The organism is Lichenibacterium minor (assembly GCF_004137685.1).
GTDB lineage: Bacteria > Pseudomonadota > Alphaproteobacteria > Rhizobiales > Beijerinckiaceae > Lichenihabitans > Lichenihabitans minor.
This window is the reverse complement of sequence record NZ_QYBB01000028.1, coordinates 1-17,979: the sequence shown is the minus strand read 5'-3', so window position 1 is coordinate 17,979 and position 17,979 is coordinate 1. Positions and strand designations below refer to the sequence as shown.

At 68.2% G+C, this 17,979-nt stretch carries 17 protein-coding genes; 13 read left to right on the top strand and 4 right to left on the bottom strand.

Annotated elements, in window-relative coordinates:
* Positions 1-16: 16 nt before the first annotated feature.
* The 8 genes from D3273_RS19590 to D3273_RS19555 are packed head-to-tail and all read left to right on the top strand — an operon-like array spanning position 17 to position 6,666.
* The gene (locus D3273_RS19590; protein ID WP_129228585.1) at positions 17-832 is read left to right on the top strand and encodes an alpha/beta fold hydrolase; all 816 of its coding nucleotides are present in this window, start codon (positions 17-19) and stop codon (positions 830-832) included.
* A complete protein-coding gene (locus tag D3273_RS19585; protein WP_129228584.1) occupies positions 832-1,437 on the top strand; it encodes a DUF4286 family protein in 606 nt (201 codons plus the stop codon). The genes D3273_RS19590 and D3273_RS19585 overlap by 1 nt, the downstream gene beginning before the upstream one ends.
* Positions 1,434-2,258 carry an alpha/beta fold hydrolase gene (locus tag D3273_RS19580; RefSeq protein ID WP_129228583.1) on the top strand — a complete coding sequence of 275 codons (825 nt, stop codon included), beginning with the start codon at positions 1,434-1,436 and terminating at the stop codon, positions 2,256-2,258. The genes D3273_RS19585 and D3273_RS19580 overlap by 4 nt, the downstream gene beginning before the upstream one ends.
* On the top strand, positions 2,258-2,806 hold the full coding sequence (locus D3273_RS19575; RefSeq protein WP_129228582.1) for a carboxymuconolactone decarboxylase family protein: 549 nt from the start codon (positions 2,258-2,260) through the stop codon (positions 2,804-2,806). The genes D3273_RS19580 and D3273_RS19575 overlap by 1 nt, the downstream gene beginning before the upstream one ends.
* Positions 2,803-3,657 (top strand): alpha/beta fold hydrolase, encoded by an 855-nt coding sequence (locus tag D3273_RS19570; RefSeq protein ID WP_207210841.1) that lies wholly within the window; start codon positions 2,803-2,805, stop codon positions 3,655-3,657. The genes D3273_RS19575 and D3273_RS19570 overlap by 4 nt, the downstream gene beginning before the upstream one ends.
* A gap of 5 nt (positions 3,658-3,662) precedes the next feature.
* The gene (locus D3273_RS19565; RefSeq protein ID WP_129228581.1) at positions 3,663-4,463 is read left to right on the top strand and encodes an SDR family NAD(P)-dependent oxidoreductase; all 801 of its coding nucleotides are present in this window, start codon (positions 3,663-3,665) and stop codon (positions 4,461-4,463) included.
* A complete protein-coding gene (locus D3273_RS19560) occupies positions 4,463-5,365 on the top strand; it encodes an amidohydrolase family protein (protein WP_129228580.1) in 903 nt (300 codons plus the stop codon). The genes D3273_RS19565 and D3273_RS19560 overlap by 1 nt, the downstream gene beginning before the upstream one ends.
* The gene (locus tag D3273_RS19555) at positions 5,362-6,666 is read left to right on the top strand and encodes an MFS transporter (RefSeq protein WP_129228579.1); all 1,305 of its coding nucleotides are present in this window, start codon (positions 5,362-5,364) and stop codon (positions 6,664-6,666) included. Before D3273_RS19560 ends, D3273_RS19555 begins: the two co-directional genes overlap by 4 nt.
* 376 nt (positions 6,667-7,042) lie before the next feature.
* On the opposite strand, the gene D3273_RS19550 is transcribed toward D3273_RS19555, so the two are convergent.
* The 3 genes from D3273_RS19550 to D3273_RS19540 all read right to left on the bottom strand — a co-directional run bounded on the left by D3273_RS19550 (position 7,043) and on the right by D3273_RS19540 (position 11,156).
* Positions 7,043-7,795: an alpha/beta fold hydrolase gene (locus D3273_RS19550; RefSeq protein WP_165359572.1), complete on the bottom strand. Its 753-nt coding sequence runs from the start codon at positions 7,793-7,795 to the stop codon at positions 7,043-7,045.
* A 248-nt stretch (positions 7,796-8,043) separates the two neighbouring features.
* Entirely contained in the window at positions 8,044-8,712 is a 669-nt protein-coding gene (locus tag D3273_RS19545; protein ID WP_129228577.1) for an N-acyl amino acid synthase FeeM domain-containing protein, read from the bottom strand.
* A 158-nt stretch (positions 8,713-8,870) separates the two neighbouring features.
* Positions 8,871-11,156: a putative bifunctional diguanylate cyclase/phosphodiesterase gene (locus D3273_RS19540; protein WP_129228576.1), complete on the bottom strand. Its 2,286-nt coding sequence runs from the start codon at positions 11,154-11,156 to the stop codon at positions 8,871-8,873.
* A 501-nt stretch (positions 11,157-11,657) separates the two neighbouring features.
* Between D3273_RS19540 and D3273_RS19535 the strand changes: the two genes are divergently transcribed.
* The gene (locus tag D3273_RS19535) at positions 11,658-11,987 is read left to right on the top strand and encodes a transposase (RefSeq protein WP_129228575.1); all 330 of its coding nucleotides are present in this window, start codon (positions 11,658-11,660) and stop codon (positions 11,985-11,987) included.
* 206 nt (positions 11,988-12,193) lie between these two features.
* Here D3273_RS19535 and D3273_RS19530 read toward each other — a convergent pair whose 3' ends face one another.
* Complete coding sequence (locus tag D3273_RS19530) at positions 12,194-12,952, bottom strand: SDR family NAD(P)-dependent oxidoreductase (RefSeq protein WP_129228574.1); 759 nt, start codon at positions 12,950-12,952, stop codon at positions 12,194-12,196.
* Positions 12,953-13,225: 273 nt separating this feature from the next.
* Between D3273_RS19530 and D3273_RS19525 the strand changes: the two genes are divergently transcribed.
* The 4 genes from D3273_RS19525 to D3273_RS19510 all read left to right on the top strand — a co-directional run bounded on the left by D3273_RS19525 (position 13,226) and on the right by D3273_RS19510 (position 17,668).
* Positions 13,226-14,203 (top strand): ABC transporter substrate-binding protein, encoded by a 978-nt coding sequence (locus tag D3273_RS19525; RefSeq protein ID WP_245501286.1) that lies wholly within the window; start codon positions 13,226-13,228, stop codon positions 14,201-14,203.
* Between the two features lie 80 nt (positions 14,204-14,283).
* Positions 14,284-15,753, top strand: a complete 1,470-nt coding sequence (locus D3273_RS19520) for a sugar ABC transporter ATP-binding protein (protein WP_129228572.1) — start codon at positions 14,284-14,286, stop codon at positions 15,751-15,753.
* Positions 15,750-16,721, top strand: coding sequence for an ABC transporter permease (locus D3273_RS19515; RefSeq protein ID WP_129228571.1), 972 nt, complete (start codon positions 15,750-15,752; stop codon positions 16,719-16,721). Before D3273_RS19520 ends, D3273_RS19515 begins: the two co-directional genes overlap by 4 nt.
* On the top strand, positions 16,718-17,668 hold the full coding sequence (locus D3273_RS19510; protein WP_129228606.1) for an ABC transporter permease: 951 nt from the start codon (positions 16,718-16,720) through the stop codon (positions 17,666-17,668). Before D3273_RS19515 ends, D3273_RS19510 begins: the two co-directional genes overlap by 4 nt.
* Positions 17,669-17,979: the final 311 nt, after the last annotated feature.

Here is a 17,979-nt window from a genome sequence, read left to right as displayed (position 1 = left end):
CCGCGGGATGCATGCCATGAAGTTCGCGGACTGCGACGGGGTGAGCCTGCGCTTCGCCCGCGAGGGCCTGGGTGACGTGACGGCGGTGCTGCTCCACGAACTCGGCGGCGCGCTCGACAGCTTCGACGCAGTCGCACCGATCCTGGCAGTGACGGGGCTCGCGGTGCTGCGCTACGACGCGCGTGGCGCCGGCCTGTCCGAGAAGCCGCGACGGCCCTTTTCGCTCGACGACGAGGCGGACGACCTCGCGGCTCTGCTCGACACGCTGGCTATCGCTGCGCCGGTCCACCTCGTCGGCGTCGCCGCGGGGGCGGCCGTGGCCGCCCTCTTCGCGCTGCGCCGGCCAGCGCGCGTGGCGACGCTCGCGCTCTGCGCGCCGGCGCTCTCGGTGCCGCCGGATCGGCGTGCCTACTTGGTCGAGCGCTCCGAACGCGCGGTGCGGGACGGCATGCGGAGCATCGCCGAAGCCACGCTGGCCCGGTCGTTCCCTGAGCACCTCAGAGCGGAAACTTTCTCGCCCTACCGGGCGCGGTTCCTCGCCAACGACCCCGTGACCTACGCCCACGCCAACCTGGCGCTCGCCGGATCCCGCGTGGTCGAGAGGCTCGGCGCCATCGCCCACCCCTGCCTCGTGCTGGCAGGCCGGCACGACCTCCTGCGGCCGCCGTCCGAGGTGGAGACCGTGGCCGATCGCATCCCGGGCGCCCGCTTTGCCGTGCTCGACAGCGGCCACATCATGCCCGTGCAGGCCCCCGACGCGATGGCGGCGGCCCTGCTCGACCACATCGCCGGGGCGCGTCGCCTGTCCCCGGCCGCGGAGGCCAGGACCTGATGCCCGATCCCAAAGGCCTGCTCCTCGTCACCATGGAGCCGCCCGCCTCGCTGGAGGACGAGTTCAACGACTGGTACGATACCGAGCACGCGCCCCAGCGCCGCGCGCTGCCTGGCTTCGAGAGCGCGTCCCGCTGGGTGTGCCTCGCCGGCTGGCCCCGCTGGCTGGCGCTCTACGACATGAGCTCGCCTGCCGCCGTCGAGACGCCGGAATACGCCGCCGTGTCGGGCCCCAACGGCACGCCCTGGAGCCGCCGTATCCTGCCGCGCACGGTGGGGCGGGAGCGGGTGGTGGCGCGCCAACTCGCTCCCGGCTCCGCCATCGCGCGCCCGGCGTCCGAGGTGGCGCGTCTCGTGGCGGCGCGCTACCCGGGGCAGCCCGGCCCCGGTGCCGTCACGGCTCTGGCGGAGCGGGCCGGGGCGCTGCCGGGGTTGCTCCAGCTCCGCGCCTTCGCGACGCTCGGGGCGCTCGAGACCTGGGTGCTGGCCGAATATGCGCGGGCCCTGCCGCAGGACCGCGCCGTCGAGGCCTTCGCGGCGCTGGGCGACAGCGGCGCTACGACGCTCAACCTCTACGCCCGCTATCGCAGGGGCCCAGCCGCATGAGGGCCTCGCCCCACGACACGACCGTGATGGTCAGCGGCATCGCGCTGCGCTGCCGCGTCCAGGGGCCGGAGGGCGCCCCCTGGATTGCCTTCTCGAACTCGCTGATGACCGACCTGTCCTTGTGGGAGTGCCAAGCAGCATCCTTGTCCGAGCGGTATCGCGTGCTGCGCTACGATCAGCGCGGCCACGGCGGCTCGGCCGTCCCCGACGCGGACTGCCGTTTCGCGTGCCTCGTCGACGACCTCGAAGCGCTGTTCGATCACTTCGGCATTGCCCGCGCCGCCGTGTGCGGCGTGTCGATGGGCGGCGTGACGGCGCTCGGCTTCGCGGCGCGCTATCCGCAGCGGGTCGCCGGCGTGGCGGTCTGCGATTGCCAGGGCGGCTCCAGCGCGGCGGGCGGCGGCGCCTGGAACGAGCGCATCGCCGTGGCCCGCGCCGGCGGCATGGCGGCGTTGGTCGAGCCCACGATACGGCGCTGGTTCACGCCCGCCTCGGTCGCGGCCGGCGGCGCGGACATCGACGCCGTGCGCCGGATGATCGGTGCGACGCCGCTGGACGGCTTCGTGCGGGGCGCCCGCGCCCTCCAGGACTACGATTTCCGCGACCGTCCCGCGGCGCTGCGCTGCCCGGCGCTGTTCCTGGCGGGTGCCGAGGACGGCGCGCTGCCGGACGCGCTGCGCGCCATGGCCGGGGCGGCGCCCGACGCCGTCTTCACCGCCGTGCCGGACGCCGGCCACCTGCCCAACGTGGAAAGGCCCGCAGCCTTCGACGCGGCGCTGGCCGCCCTGCTCGCCCGCGCCTACCCCGAGGGAGCCCCCTGATGCGCATCCGCGATCTTTTACCCGACGAGATGAGCGAGGCTCAGCGCCGCGTCGCCGAGGCTGCCGCTTCGGGCAAGCGCGGTCGCGTGCCGGCCCCGCTGCGCGCCTGGCTGCACAGCCCGGAACTCGGCGACCGCGCCCAGCGCCTCGGCGAGTTCCTCCGCTACGACACGAGCCTCGGGCCCCGGCTGTCCGAGCTGGCGATCCTCGTCACCGCGCGGGCGTGGACCTCCCATTACGAGTGGTTCGCCCACAAGCGCGAGGCGCTGAAAGCCGGCATCGACCCCGCCGTCATCGCCGCCATCGCGGAACGCCGCCCGCCGGACCTCTCCGACGCGGCGTCGCGCGCCGTCTACGACTATGCGATCATGCTGCACCGCGACCACGGCGTCTCGGACCAGGTCCACGCCGCCGCCGTGGCGGCGCTGGGCGAGGCCGGCACGGTCGAGCTGGTGGGGCTGCTCGGCTACTACACGCTCGTCGCCATGACGCTGAACGCCTTCGGCATCGGCCTGCCGGACGGCGAGACGACGGAACTCCGGCCGTGAAGGCCGCCTTCCCGCTCGCCCTGGCGCTGGCGGCCGTCTTCGGCGCCGCCGGCACCGTTCAGGCTGCTGAAACGGTCGAACACCTCACCGTCCCAGCGCCCGGAGGCGCTTCGATCGATGTGCTCGCGCAGGGGGCCGGCCCGCTTGTCGTGCTGCTGCCGTCGCGCGGCCGCGCGGCCGAGGACTTCAACCCCATCGCGGGCCCGATCGCCGCGGCGGGCTATCGCGTGCTGCGCCCCGAGCCGCGTGGGGTCGGCGGCAGCACGGGGCCGACCGCCGGCCTAAACCTGCACGACCTCGGGGGCGACGTAGAAGCCGTGATCGAGGCCGCCCACGACGGGCCGGCCGTGGTGGTCGGCCACGCTTTCGGCAACTTCGTCGCCCGCACGGTGGCGAGCGATCGGCCCGACCTCGTGCGCGGCGTCGTCATCGCGGCCGCGGCCGGCCGGCATTATCCGGACGCGCTCGCCGCCGCCGTGACGGCCAGCAGCGACACGTCCCGGCCCGATGCCGAGCGCCTGCCCGACCTGCAGCGCACCTTCTTCGCGCCCGGCCACGATCCCGCCGTGTGGCTCGGCGGCTGGTATCCGGCGGTCGACGCCTACCAGCGCGCCGCGACCCTACGCACGAAGCAGTCTGACTGGTGGGCGGCGGGGCGGGCGCCGCTGCTGGAGATCCAGGCGGCCGAAGACCCCTTCAAGACGCCCGACCAGCGGGGCGAGCTGAGAGCCGAGTTCGGCGACCGGGTCGCTGTTGCGTTGATCCCGGACGCCGGCCACGCTCTCGTGCCCGAGCAGCCGCGAGCGGTGGCCGCGGCCATCGTCGGCTGGCTTGAGACGGTGAAGGAGTGAGCGGGATGGGCAAGCGTCTCGAGGGCAAGGTGGCGCTGATCACGGGCGCGGGCTGCGTGGGGCCGGGCTGGGGCAACGGTCGCGCCGCCTGTGTGATCTTCGCCGGCGAGGGCGCCCGCGTCTTCGCCGCCGATCTCAGGCCGGACAGCATGGCCGAGACGGTGGAGCGCGCCGAGGCGGCGGGGGGCGAGATCCGCACCCACGCCTGCGACGTGACCGATGCCGACGCCGTGGCGGGAATGGTGGCGGCCTGCGTCGCCGCCTATGGGCGGATCGACGTCCTGGTCAACAACGTCGGCGGCTCGGCGCCGGGCGGCGCCGTGGCGCTGAGCGAGGAAAGCTGGGACCGGCAGCTGGACATCAACCTGAAGAGCGTGTTCCTCGCCTGCAAGCACGTCATCCCCGTCATGGAGCGTCAGGGCGGGGGCACCATCGTCAACACGGCCTCGACCTCCGGCCTGCGCTGGACCGGGGCCGCGCAGGTCGCCTACGCGTCGTCCAAGGCCGCCATCGTCCAGTTCTCGCGCGTCACGGCGGTCGAGTACGCCAAAAAGAACATCCGCGTGAACACCGTGGTGCCGGGCCAGATGCACACCCCGATGGTGGAAGCCAGGCTCGCCGGCCAGCGGGCCGGCGGCGACGTCGAGGCGCTGCTCAAGGCCCGCGTCGCCCGCATCCCGCTCGGCTTCATGGGCGACGGCCGCGACACGGCGAACGCAGCCCTATTCCTCGCCTCCGATGAGTCCCGCTTCGTCACCGGCACCGAGATCGTGGTCGACGGCGGCATGACGGCGCGGTGCGACTGATGGCCCCAACCCCCGCCGGTCCCCCGCCGCACCCGGCGCCGCACGCGCCGCGCTGGACTCCGCCCGCAGGCGCCTGCGACGCCCATTGCCACATCTACGGGCCGTTCGACCGCTTCCCGCTGCCGCCCGACCGCAGCTTCACGCCCCACGAGGCGCCCGAGACGGCGCTTCGCCGCTTGCACGATCGCATGGGATTCGACCGTGCCGTCATCGTGCAAAGCCAGGGGCACGGCTTCGACCATCGCCCGCTGCTGGACGCGCTTCGGACGGGTGCGGGCCGCTATCGCGGCGTGGCGCTGGTGCGGCCCGACACGTCGACCGGCGAGGTGGCTCGCTTCGCCGCCGCCGGGGTCTGCGGCGTCCGCTTCAACTTCATGACGCACCTGTCGGCGCGGCTCAAGCCCGACAGCATGCGCGACGTCATGCTCCTCGTCCGGCCGCACGGCTGGCACGTCGCGATCCACGTCGGGGGCGCGCAACTCGTCGACGTCGAACCCTTCGTCCGGGGCATCGAGGCGCCCGTCGTGATCGACCACATGGCGCGCCCGGATCTCGAAGAAGGTTCCGACGGCCCCGTGGCCGCCACCCTGAAGCGTCTCCTCGACACGGGGAACGTGTGGGTGAAGCTCAGCGGTGCGGACCGGCTGTCGAAGGCCGGCGCGCCGTACCGGGACGTCGTGCCCCTCGGCGCCGGCCTCGCCCGGTACGCGCCCGAGCGCGTCCTATGGGGCAGCGACTGGCCGCACGTGAACATCCATGGCCCCATGCCGGACGACGGCGATCTCGTCGACCTCGTGGCGGAGATCGCCCCCACCGAGGCGCTGCGCCGCCGCCTGCTGGTCGACAACCCCGAGGCCTTCTTTGGCTTCGACGTTCCATCCGCCCCGGAGGAGGCGTTGTGACCGCCGCCGTCGACGCGCAGGCTGCAAGGGTTTCAGCGCGGGAGGCCCTGCTGGCCTCCGCCACGCGCAAGAACCTCGTCCGCCTCGTGCCCATCGTGGCGGTCGCGTACTTCTTCAACTACATCGACCGCACCAACGTTGGCTTCGCGGCGCTCCACATGAATCGCGACCTCGGGCTCAGCAACACCGAGTTCGGCGCCGCCGCAGGGATGTTCTTCGTCGGCTACTGCCTGCTGGAGGTGCCCAGCAACATGGTGCTGTATCGGGTCGGCGCACGTCGTTGGCTCGCCCGGATCATGATCTCCTGGGGCATCCTGTCGGCAGCCACCGCCTTCGTGACGGGCCCGAACGGCTTCTACGCCCTGCGCATCCTGACCGGCGCGGCCGAGGCCGGCTTCTTCCCCGGGGTCCTCTACTACCTCTCGACCTGGTTTCCGGCTCAGCAACGCGTCCGCGTGCTGTCGTGGTTCCTGGTGGCGATCCCGCTGTCATCGGTGGTAGGCGGCCCGGTTTCGGTGTCGCTGCTCGGGCTCGACGGCCTGCTCGGCCTTCACGGCTGGCAATGGCTCTTCCTGACCGAAGGCCTGCCGGCCTGCGTCATGGGCGTGCTGACGCTCCTGTTCCTGCGCGACGACCCACGCGACGCCACATGGCTCACTCCCGCCGAGGCAGAGGTGCTCGACGAGGCGCTGACGCTGGAGCGGACGAGCCGGCCGCGCAAGGACGTGCGGGGCGCCCTGAAGGATTGGCGGGTCTGGCTGCTCACCGCCATCCTGTTCTCCTACTGGCTCGGCATCAACGGCATAGGCATCTGGCTTCCGCTGATCCTGAAGGGCCATGGGCTCGGCGATACGGCGGTTGGGTGGCTGTCCGCGGTGCCCTACCTCGCTGCGTCCGTGGCCATGATCGCCTGGGCCCGGCACATGAACCGCACGGGCCAGCATCTCGCCAATCTCGCCACTACCTGCCTACTGGCCGCCGCGGGGTTCGTGGTCTCGGTCCTCTGGGGCTCGCTGGCGCCCGCCATGGTCGGCATCACGCTCGCCATCATCGGGCTCAGCTCCGCCCGACCCGCATTCTATGCCCTACCGTCGCGCTATCTGTCCGGTGCGGCCGCGGCAGGCGGAATGGCCTTCATCAACGCGGTCGGAAGCCTCAGCGGCTACGTTTCGCCCTGGATCATCGGCCGGCTGAAGGATGCCACGGGCTCGTTCGACGCCGGGCTGCTGGGCCTTGCCGGCATGCTGGTCGTCTCGGCAGCCCTGACGCTGGCGCTTCGGGCGCTGACACGCAGCGCCTGAACATCCGCCCTCGACATCACAGACCGCCCCAGGGCAGCGCCTTCGCTTCTCGCCCTCGGCTCGTCGCTGGCGCGGAACGGCCTGAGTCGACCCAACCAAGCCGTACAGCCGCGGCTTCGAGACTTCCGAAAGCGGACTTACATTCGACTGCTGGTCCGGCAGCAGTGCGCCATGATGGCCGCAAATTGAAGCCAAGGGCTGTCCAATCAGTCCGCGTCGAGCGACGCTCCAAGGTGATACACGATGGCTCGGGCTCGCGGGCAGCCACGGCGTGCCGACTAAAGCGCTGAACAAACTGCGCGATCGGGAAGATGTTCGGTCTTTGAGCCGCGCGGGTTCGACGGGGCCGATCCACGTCGGGCATGTGCGAGGGCCGTCAACCGGAGAGGCACAATCCGAGAAGCGAAACGTCCAGCGATACGCGGTCGACTTGGCTCAGGAAACAGAGCAGCGGCTCGCCCGAGACTTCGAACGGCGCTTCGTTCCCTGCGTCGCGAGTGCCGGCTAGCAGGGAGGTGTGCGTGCGGCACGACCGCATGAACGGTCTGTCTGCGCCGATCGCGTGGCGCACCGCGGCGAGATCGGCCATCGTCGGTGCGGAATCGGTCGGCGAGAGTCGGCGGTAGCGGTCGTCGGACGTGGACACGAGGTGCAGCGCGGGCCCAAGCGCCTCGTCCTTGGTCGGGAGACGATCCCTCCGACGATGGGCACGCCGCGACCCTCTACGCCCTCCTGGCAGGTTGCGGGTCGGGGCAACACGAGCGCCGAAGTGGGAAGGGTCGGCCGCGCCGTCATCAGACTCGACGAAGAGCCCGGCGAAACCGGGAAAGGCGCGCGCCATCTGAAGTCCGACGTGCGCACCGATCGAACGGCCTAACACGCCCGCACGCTCGATGCCGAGGTGTTCGAGCACCTCGATCACCGCGTCTGAGTATCCTTCGATCGTATAGGTGTGATCCGGGTCGCTCGCCGCGCCCGACCCGCCGTGTCCGGGCAGGTCGATCGCGATCACCGTCCGTTCCTCGCCGATTGAGGACGCCATCAGGTGTCGGAACTCGGCCTTGCAACGGGCGCGACCGTGCAGGAGTACCAGGGGCGTGCCGATCCCCGCGGTCGCTGAGAAGGCCATGCGGCCGTGGCTGGTCCGGATCGATCGGACGGCTACGTCACCGCCGTGCGCATGGGCTCCGCCCCGCCAGTCGGCCCCCGTCTCCCATGGGCTCCCATCCGAGAGGCGCGAAGCTGGCCACGCCATGTTCCCTACTCCACGCTGCCCGCCTACTGGCGCGTGGCATCACGCTATCATCGGAGGGTTAACCGTTCCCGAGAGGTCGTGGGTGTCCCACGGCTGTCGCGGCAGGTCGCCGCGATGCGCCGTCAGGCGACCATTCCCGCGTCGATCGGGTTCCGAGAAATCATACCCTGGAAGAAGGCCCGGCGTTCCTCGTGGCTCGAAGCAATGAAGCCATGACGCCGCTCGAGGCGCGCCCGCTCCTCCTTGTAGTTCAGGGCCATGAGACTGATCGGCTTCGCGAGCATCGGGTAGGGCCGCGCCGGGCAGACCTCCCGGTGTCCGCTCAGGCGGCGGTAGAAGGCTTGGTGCTCGGTCCGCACCGCCGCCAGCACGATGTCGGCCTGGAACCAGGCCCCCGCCATGTAGACCAGTCTCACGGTCACGTATGGGAGCTTGGGATGGGATCGCGAGGCGTCGAAGTCCACGACGAACCGCGTGTTGTCGATCAGCACGCGTCCCTCGTCGAGGAGAGGCCGGAGATACTCTGGGAAGACGTGGAGGCTGGGATGGTCGGGTGTCTCCCGACTGACGTGGTGAATCCTAATTGAACTGGCGAGGCGACCGTCGAGGAAGAGGCCGAAGATCCGGGTGTTCGGCTCGTCGTCGAACCGATCGGAGAAGCGCTTGGGCGCGTCCTGAAGCAAGGCACCCTCGCGCCGGTAGGAATCGTAGCGGAGGCGACAGACGTCTTCGAACTCCTGGCCCTCAACCGGGCGACACTGCGTCCTGCGCACCAGGTCCGTGATCGCCATGTCGAATTGCGAAAGGGGAGGTGAAGCGGCGATCATGTCGCGGACCGATCGATCTGTTAAGGCTGTCTTAAGCTTAACAGATTGTTAGGGGCCCGTCGAACGTCCAGCGACGAGGGCGGGCCCGCCAACGAGGTGCATTTGGTCGGCGGTCGAGCGGCTCAGGCCACCTTGGCGGGCGTGATGGGACTCAGCACCGCCTGAATCAGGTCTGCCGTCATGGGGCGGCTGAAAAGAAAGCCCTGTACCTGCTCGATGCAGCCAAGGGAGGCGATGAGTTTCAGCTGCTCCGGCGTCTCCACGCCTTCGACGACAACAGTCATCCCGAGAGCGTCGCTCAGCCGCGCGATGCCTTCCAAAAGGAGCATGGCCCGGTTCCCAACCTCTGCCCCGTCGAGAAAGGACCGATCGATCTTCACTTTGCTGAAGGGCAGTGCTCTCAGGTAGCTCAGGCTCGAGTAGCCAGTCCCGAAGTCGTCGAGCGACACGCCCACCCCCGCGCCTCGCAGCAGGCGCAATAGGCTGCCGGTCGCCTGGACGTCGTCGACGAGAGCCGACTCGGTGACCTCGACCTCCAGCCGAGCGGCCGCGAGGCCCGACGTGCGCAGGGCCTGGGTGACCTGGGCGAGGACATCGCCATGTCGGAACTGCACGGCGGATACGTTGACAGCAACCCCGATGTTCGACGGCCACAAGGCGCACTCCCTGCAGGCGGTCGAGAGGACCCACGCCCCGAGTTCATGGATGAGACCGATCTCCTCCGCGATGGGGATGAAGTCGGAGGGAGGGACCAGTCCTCGCCGAGGATGGCGCCAGCGAACCAGCGCCTCGCACACGACGAACGCGTCCTCCCTCAGGCTGCGGATCGGCTGATAGTGCACCTCGAACTCGCCGCGGCCCAGGGCCGGTCGAAGGTCATCCTCCAACTCACGGCGAGCATGGGCCTCGGCCTGCATCGCGGGTTGAAAAAATTGGACCGAGCCGCGCCCCCCAACCTTCGCGCTGTAGAGTGCGAGGTCGGCGTCGGTGAGGAGCGTGTCGACGTCCGCCCGTCCCTGGACAGGTGCGATCCCCACGCTGGCGCCGATGACCACCTCGTGACCATCGAGCTCGAAGGGCTCCGAAAGGCGGGCGATCACGGCGGACGCCATCGACGCGGGGCCGTCGCGGTCATCCGCGAACGTGCCGAACACTACGAACTCGTCCCCACCCAGGCGCGCGAGGACGCTCGTCTCACCTACGACGGCTTCGAGGCGGCGCGCGACCTCGACGATGAGCCGGTCGCCCACGGCATGCCCCAGGCTGTCGTTGACCGACTTGAAGTGGTCGAGATCCACGAAGAGCAAGGCCGAATGTGCGGGCGGCTGGATCGCGAGCGTCTCGCCGACGCAGTCCATGAACGAGCGCCGGTTGCAGAGCCCCGTCAAAACGTCGTGCCGGGCCAGGTAGGCGACCTCCTCGAGGGCCTGGACGCGCTCAGTGACGTCCTCGGCGATCAGGACTCCCCCGCCCGCCCCGATCCTCTGCCGTCTGAACGCGATCGTTCTTCCGTCAGACATGGGGAGCACCAACTCGGTCGACCGGTCGGCGCTGGAGTCGAAGTCGGCCCTGAGCGCCTCGGGGGTGAGTCTCCGGTCAGCCGCGCCACTCGTGCAGGTCGCCCACAGTTGATCGAGCGACGTGCGAGTGGCCAGGTCCTGCGACGACATCCCCATCAACTCCGCCAAGCGTTGGTTCGTGACGGTTATCGTCCCGTCGTCCGCGAACATCGCCAGACCATGCGGCATGTTGTTGAGAGCGGTGTCGAACCGATCGGCGAGGCGGCTCAGTTCGTGCGCACGGACCACCGCAGAAAGGAAGATCCCGCGCAGCCGGCTCGAGATCGTCTTCAACGCCACCAGGAACGGGAGGAAGACGAGGAACCAGATCCAAAGGTACTGGTGGTCGGCCAGGAGCACGGCCAGCAGCAACGGCACCGCGGCGGCCGCGATCTGAGTGTTGACGAGCAGAGTGCTGGCGAAGCTCCGGCCTGGGATCCCCACTAGGTAGGCCATTACCCCGGCCACGCTCGCTAGGCGGGCGAACGGATCGCCCTCGGCGAACGCCGCAAGGCAGAAGCAGCCAAGGAGGCCGACGTGGGCCGTGCCGCCGACGACGTACCAGCGCTCCCAACGTCTGAGACCAGGCTCGTCGAGCCGATCCTTGAGCGATGCGAACCTGACCATCGACCTCAGGCGAACGAAGCCGACCATGCAAAGCGCCAGTGATATGGCGAGGATGCTCAATCGCCCAGTTTCGACCGCTGTCACCGCCGTCATGCAAGTGGCGGCGGCGGCGCCGATGAGCAGCGAGGTTTTGTCGCTGAACAGAGCCTCGACGTTCGAGGCGTACGCGGCCGGTGGAAGCTGCGGATCATATCGGCCGGTTTGGCCATCGTTCGAGGACATGGTCCGCTACGCGACCTCCTTATGTGCCGACGAGACCAGGGATAGGCGCGAGTTATCAACGATCCATGAGTCTTGAACGAGATGTGACCTCCCCCGACGGCGGAGATGGGTGACCGATCCGGGGGAGCGCCTCGCTAGCGAGATCGAGCCATTCAATGGTGATGCGGTGGTCGGCTAAACGTGCTCGCCCGTCGGTCAGCATAAGAGGGCACAGGCTCAAGCCAAGAGCGGAGCACGGCTGATTCCATTGTTGCATAGTAGAGCCCAGATATGATCGATGAAGCGCTTAGGCCACGGCATTTCGAGCCCGTTCGCGACTTTTGAGCGAGACCACGTTACTCGAAGGTCCGCTTTCATTCCTGATCAGCCTTAAGCAGATGGACCGCTCTCCACCCACTTCCGTTATCCGGCCGGAGTCGACCCAAGCTGTGCATAGGAGGGTAAGGGTGGCTTACTCCGAAGCGGACGCACGCACACGTATCCAAGCCACTCCTTGCCGGCCTGCTCGCCGCCTTTGCGCGCGAAGTCGGGGCGGGCCACTTCAAGCGCGTCGTGCTGCTGCTCGACAACGCCGGCTTCCACACCCGGCCGGGCCTCGCCATCCCCGACGGCCTCAGGCTGGTCTACCTGCTGCCTTACAGCCCCGAACTGCAGCCCGCCGAAACGCTATGGACCTTGGTGGATGAGCCCCTCGTCAATAGGCTCATCCCCACGCTGGACGAGCCCGCAAACACCATCGGGGCGCGATGTTGCGATCTCACCGAACGCCAGATCGACATCAGCTCGCGCACCAACTCCGCCTGGTGGCCCAAAAATCGTGCCCCGAGCTGATCTCGCGGAAATGGTAGCACTTCATGAGCGCGGCAGTGTGGACCGTCCGCGAAGCGCCGGAGCCTCGCCCACTGTCACCAAGATGTTTCGGACCACGACCATCGAGGTGCCTCGGATCAATAGCGAAGTCCGCCCAGACCTCGCGTTTCCGCCGCGCGCGGTCGTCAGTTCCAACCCGAGCCGTCGTTTTCCCGTCCGAGGCCGCTTCAGCCGAAGTGTTGGCCGCCGTTGATGTCAATCACCGTACCGGTGATGAATGCTGCCGTGTCGGAGGCGAGCCAGAGCGCCGCTCCGACGATGTCCGACGGTCGGCCGGCACGCCCGACCGGGATGGTTGCAATCGTGGCCGTCTTCGAAGCCTCGCTCGTGAACGTGTCGTGGAAGGGCGTCGCTTCGATGAAGCCCGGTGCCAGCGCATTGACCGTGATGCCGCGGGGCGCGACCTCCTTCGCGAGACCGCGGGTGAAACCGAAGAGCGCGGCCTTGGAGGCCGCGTAAGCGGTCGCTCCGGCATGTCCCCCGTTACGGGCCGCCAGCGACGCGACGTTGATGATCCTGCCGTGCCCCTGTGCCAAGTGCGGCAGGGCGTAGTGCGTCACCAGGAAGGTGCTGTCGAGATTGACGCTCATGACGTCGCGCCAGAGCGCGAAGGGCATATCCTCGATCGTCGCGCGCTGGACGAGGCCACCGACGTTGTTGACCAGAATGTCGATCGTGCCCAACTGTTCTGTCACCTGCCGGATCAGATCCACGACGCTGTTTTCGAGGGTGGCGTCGAGCTTCACGACCAGCGGAGAATGACCGCAAGCCGTGATCGCCTCGATGGCGGCGTCGCTCGGCGCATGCGTCCGATAAGTGAGCGCGAGGCGGACGCCTTCCCGCGCCAACGCCATCGAGAGCTCCGCCCCGATCCCCGTGCCTCCGCCCGTGACGAGCGCTTTCCTGTCCCGCAAACCGGATACCATTCTACTTCCCCCCCCTGTTTCGACCCCCGAGGGACCGTGCACGACTTCCGGAGTGTCATCCTGCCCCCAATGACGACGCCTGTCAGCCGCATCCGGGGCCTCAGGCGCGGTACGAATCATGGTCTCACGGCCTGGATCTTTGTCGGCGGCTGCCGTCTTATGCTCCTAGATCTTCCAGCATTCTCGTGCTGAGAGGACGACAAAGTGGGATCAAAGGGGAGGATGCCTATGCGTCGGAACGGCACTTCAGCGTTGGCTCTGACAGCCATATTGATGTCGACCGCGGCGGTTCGAGCCGAAACCAAGGATATGAGGATCGCCTTCTCCAACAACTACGCCGGTAATTCTTGGCGGCAGGCCATGCTCAAAAGTTACGGTGCCGTCGCGCAAAAGGCAGTGGATGACAAGATTATCGCCGGTTCCGATGTCTTCACAACGGCCGACAAGGAGGTCCCGACTCAGGCGGCTCAGATCCAGAACCTCATCCTGCAGGGCTACAACGCGATCGTGATAAACGCGGCGTCGCCGAATGCGCTCAACGGTGCCGTCAAACAGGCCTGCGACGCAGGCATTGTCGTGGTGTCGTTCGACGGCATAGTTACCGAGCCTTGCGCCTACCGCGTGACGGTCGACTACCGCGCCCTCGCGGCCGCCGAAATCGACTACCTCGCGACTCGCCTGCCGAAAGGCGGTAGCCTCCTCGAGATCCGCGGCGTTGCAGGGACCTCGATCGACGACGACTTCCACAACGGCATCCAGGACGGCCTGAAGAAGCACCCCGACTTTAAGGTCGTCAATTCGGTCGAAGGCGACTGGGACGAAACTACCGCTCAGAAGGCCGTCGCGACGGTGCTGCCATCGCTGCCCCCCGTGGTCGGCGTCGTCGACCAGGGGGGCGACGGCTACGGGGCCGCGCAGGCGTTCAAAACGGCCGGGCGGCCGTTCCCCATCATCATCATGGGCAACCGGCAGGACGAGTTGGCTTGGTGGGTCGATCAGAAGAAGGCGAATGGCTATGAGACCTGGTCGGCTTCGAGTGCGCCAGGCGTCGCTACCCTCGCGTTCTGGGTGGCCCAGCAGGTTCTGGATGGTCGCAAGGACATCCCCCACGACATCGTCGATCCCTACCTGGCCTTCACGCAAGAGACCGTCGAAGCCGCCCTCCCCAAAATACCGGTGGGAGGTGTCGCCACGATCGAGTACAGTCTCGACGATTCAAAGAAGATCATCGCGGACAGTGTGAAGAAGTGACGGTTCGCCGACCGTCCCGATGCCGCGGTGCCGGGACGGTCTTTCGGCCTGACGGGGCAGGGGTGGAGTTGTCTGAAGCGATGGATGCCAGATCCTCGAGCGTGATCTCCTTGAGAGGGGCCCGGAAAGCCTTCGGCGCCGTAAAGGCGCTGGCCGGCGTCGACCTGGCGATCGCGCCGCACGAATGCGTCGGCCTCATCGGCCACAACGGCGCCGGGAAATCGACCCTGATGCATGTCCTTGCTGGAACTCTGACGCCTGACGAAGCGGACATCTCGGTCGGCGGTGAACCACAGGACGGCTACGGCGTGGCGTCGGCGCATCGGCTCGGCATCCGCTGCGTGTTCCAGGAACTGTCGCTCTGCCCGAACCTGACGGTGGCGGAGAACGCCCGGGTTTTGCATCCGGCTCTTCGGGGATTTGGGTGGCGGAGTCGAGCCGGCGCGCTCATCAGGGCCAAGCTCGATGAGATCTTTCCCGATCACGGCATCCCGGAGGATGCCGCAGTCGGCGATCTTTCGATCGGCAAGCGCCAGATGATCGAAATCGCGAGAGCTTTCACGGTGACGACCGCGCCCGTCCGTCTCGTGATCTTGGACGAGCCGACCTCGTCGCTGGACGGCCACACGGCGGGCCAGCTCTTCTCCTACATCAGGCAGGCCGTCGCGGGCGGGTTGAGCTGCGTCCTGATCTCGCACATGTTGGGGGAGATCCTTTCGACGTCGGATCGCGTCGTCGTGATGCGGGACGGCGCGGTCGTGATCGGCGGGCCGACAGCGACGTTCGACCGCGAGAAGCTCGTGCTCGCCATGGGTGGGGCGGAGACGCATGCGGCGGCGGCGGCACCTGTGAGGCTGCCGTCTTCGGCACCGGTCATCGTGCGCATCCGGCCTGAACGCCAACCGGACGGGCGGGACCTCGTGGCTCAAAAGGGCGAGATCGTCGGCCTCGCTGGCCTGGCCGGGCATGGCCAGACCGATCTTCTCTTGTCGGTTTTCGATGGAGCCGGCCACCGCAGCCGAAAGGCCGCAGTCTCGGGCCGCGTGGCGCTGGTCGCCGGAGACCGGCAGACCGACGGCATCTTTCCGCTCTGGTCGATCGCCCAAAACATCGGCGTTCGCTCGCTCAAAAGCTTCCGCAGAGGGCCATTGCTGTCGAGCCAGGCTGAAACCTCGCTGGCCGAGCGCTGGCGGCAACGCATCAAGATCCGCACGCCCGACATGCGCGATCCGATCCTGTCGCTCTCGGGCGGCAACCAGCAGAAGGCGCTCTTCGCGCGGGCTCTCGGATCGGACGCGACGATCGTGCTGATGGACGATCCGATGCGCGGCGTCGACGTCGCCACCAAGCTCGACGTCTACGACCTCGTGCGGGAGGAGGCAGCGGCCGGTCGCACCTTCCTGTGGTATACCACAGAGATGGACGAGCTCTACCATTGCGACCGCGTCTACGTGTTCCGCAACGGCGCCATCGTGGCGGAGTTCGCGCGGGCAGACGTGAGCGAGGAGGCCATCATCGGCGCCTCGTTCCTCGAGTCGGCCGCGGCGTGACGCAGTCCATCGCGGCCCTGCCGGAGCGCCGGCAGTTGCGACAGGCCAGACGCATCCTCCGGGCGGCGCTTCCGGCGTTGTCCTTGGCGATCATCGTGCTCGGCATCGCGTGGCTGAACCCGCGCGCCATCAGCTATTTCGGCCTGACCCTGATGCTGAACCTGGCCGTGCCGGTGACGCTGGCGACGATCGGCCAGATGTTTGTCATGGCGACCAACGATCTCGACCTGTCGATCGGCACATTCGTGGGCTTCGTCGGCTGCGTGACCGCGACCGTTCTGCACGATGATCCCGTGCTCGGCACCGCAATCCTCGCCGGATGCATCGGCGTCTACGTCCTCCTCGGAGCGGTGATCTACCTGCGGAACCTGCCCTCGATCGTCATGACGCTTGGCATGTTCTTCGTCTGGCAGGGCCTCGCGATCCTGCTGCTGCCCAAGCCCGGTGGCCATGCGCCGGATTGGCTCAAGGCTTTGATGAACAGCAAGACCCCCTACGTACCCTTTCCCATCGTCGCCGCGGTGGTTATTGCGGCGGTGGCCTATGTGGGTCTGATGCAGACCTCCTATGGCGCGATCCTTCGAGGCGCTGGCGGCAACGCGCAGGCGGTCAAGCGAGCCGGCTGGTCGTTGCTCAAGGTCAAGATGTTGCTCTACGGGCTCACCGGCTTCTGCGGCGTGCTCGCCGGATTGGCACTGATCGGGCTGACCACCTCCGCGGACGCCAACCTCGGCAACGGCTACACGCTGCTGTCGATCGCAGGCGCGATCCTCGGCGGCGGCGAGTTCGTGGGCGGCCGGGTGTCGCCGATCGGATCCGTCATCGGGGCTTTCACGCTGACTCTGGCGGGGTCGCTGCTCAACTTCATGCACATCTCGCCCGATTGGCAGGTCGCTGCGCAGGGCGGCATCCTGATCGCGGTTCTGGCCGCGCGAGTGCTTATCAATCGCGGCGGGGCGACCTCATGAGAGCACGCATAGGCGGCCTCCTGGCCCAACCCTGGCTCTTCTCCTTCCTCGGCGCTTTTGCGGTCTGGATCGCGGCCGTCGCCTACACGGGTGGCCGTGGTGCCGGCGGCATGGTGTCGGCAGGGATAGCCCTCGCGGCCTTTGCGGCGATCGTCGGCACGGCGCAGATGTTCGTGGTGACGCTCGGGCCCGGCAACGTCGACCTGTCGCTGCCCGCCAACATCGGGCTCGCCAGTGCCGTCGCCATGAAGGTGATGGGCGGCAGCAACGCCTGGATTTTGGGGGGTCTCGCGTCCGCTGTGGCTGTGGGCATGGCGATCGGGTTCGCCAACTACGTGCTGATCCGGTCGCTGCGGATACCGCCCATCATCGCCACGCTGTCGGCGAGCTTCGTCATCCAATCGATCGGCATCAGTTACGGCCGCGGGCTGCAGATCAAGCCACCGCCGGGCTTTGCGGCCGCCACAAGCGCGCAGGTCGCAGGCGTGTCGCTGCTCGCGCTCACCGCGGCCGGCTTCAGCGTGCTGATCGCGCTGCTCCTCCATCGCACGGTCTTCGGGCGATCCGTCGCGGCGATCGGCCAGAATGCTCGGGCGGCACGCCTCGCCAATGTGCCGGTCGAACGCATCCGCCTCGCGACCTACGTCCTCAGCGGTGCCTTGGGCGGGCTGAGCGGCGCACTGCTCGCAGGCTACTTTGAAGGTTCATCGCTCGACATCGGCAACGAATACCTCCTGACATCCATCGCCGTGGTGGTGATCGGTGGGACCTCCGTCGCGGGCGGCAAAGCCAATGTCACAGGCCTGTGGGGCGCGTCGCTCTTTCTCGTCATGCTGCTCACTATGCTCAACACCTACGGCGTCAGCGCCGGCATCCGCCTCCTGACCACCGGCCTGGTGATCATCGGCGTGATCGTCATCGCAGGCGGCCCCCGTGTCGCACGGTGAGCCCGAACTTCAGATCTCGCTCAGGGGCGGCCCGTTACCTTCAGGCGGCGCGGCCCGAAGCCTTGCTGCTACGCGGCGATCCCGGGTGGGCTTGGCGCTCTCGGTTGCTCGTTGACCGGAACGTCCGCAGTTGAGAACCGTACCTGAGGCCTCCTCCGGCTTTTCTGGGTCGATAGCAGCCATGCCCAGGGATGGCCGGATTCGACCCAGGGACGAACCCGCTCTCGCGGGAGTGCTTCCGGAGAGGTAGGGCACAACTGAAGATCAGCGCGAGCGCTTGAGCGGGTTCCGCCAGCCTCCGAGCATGAGGG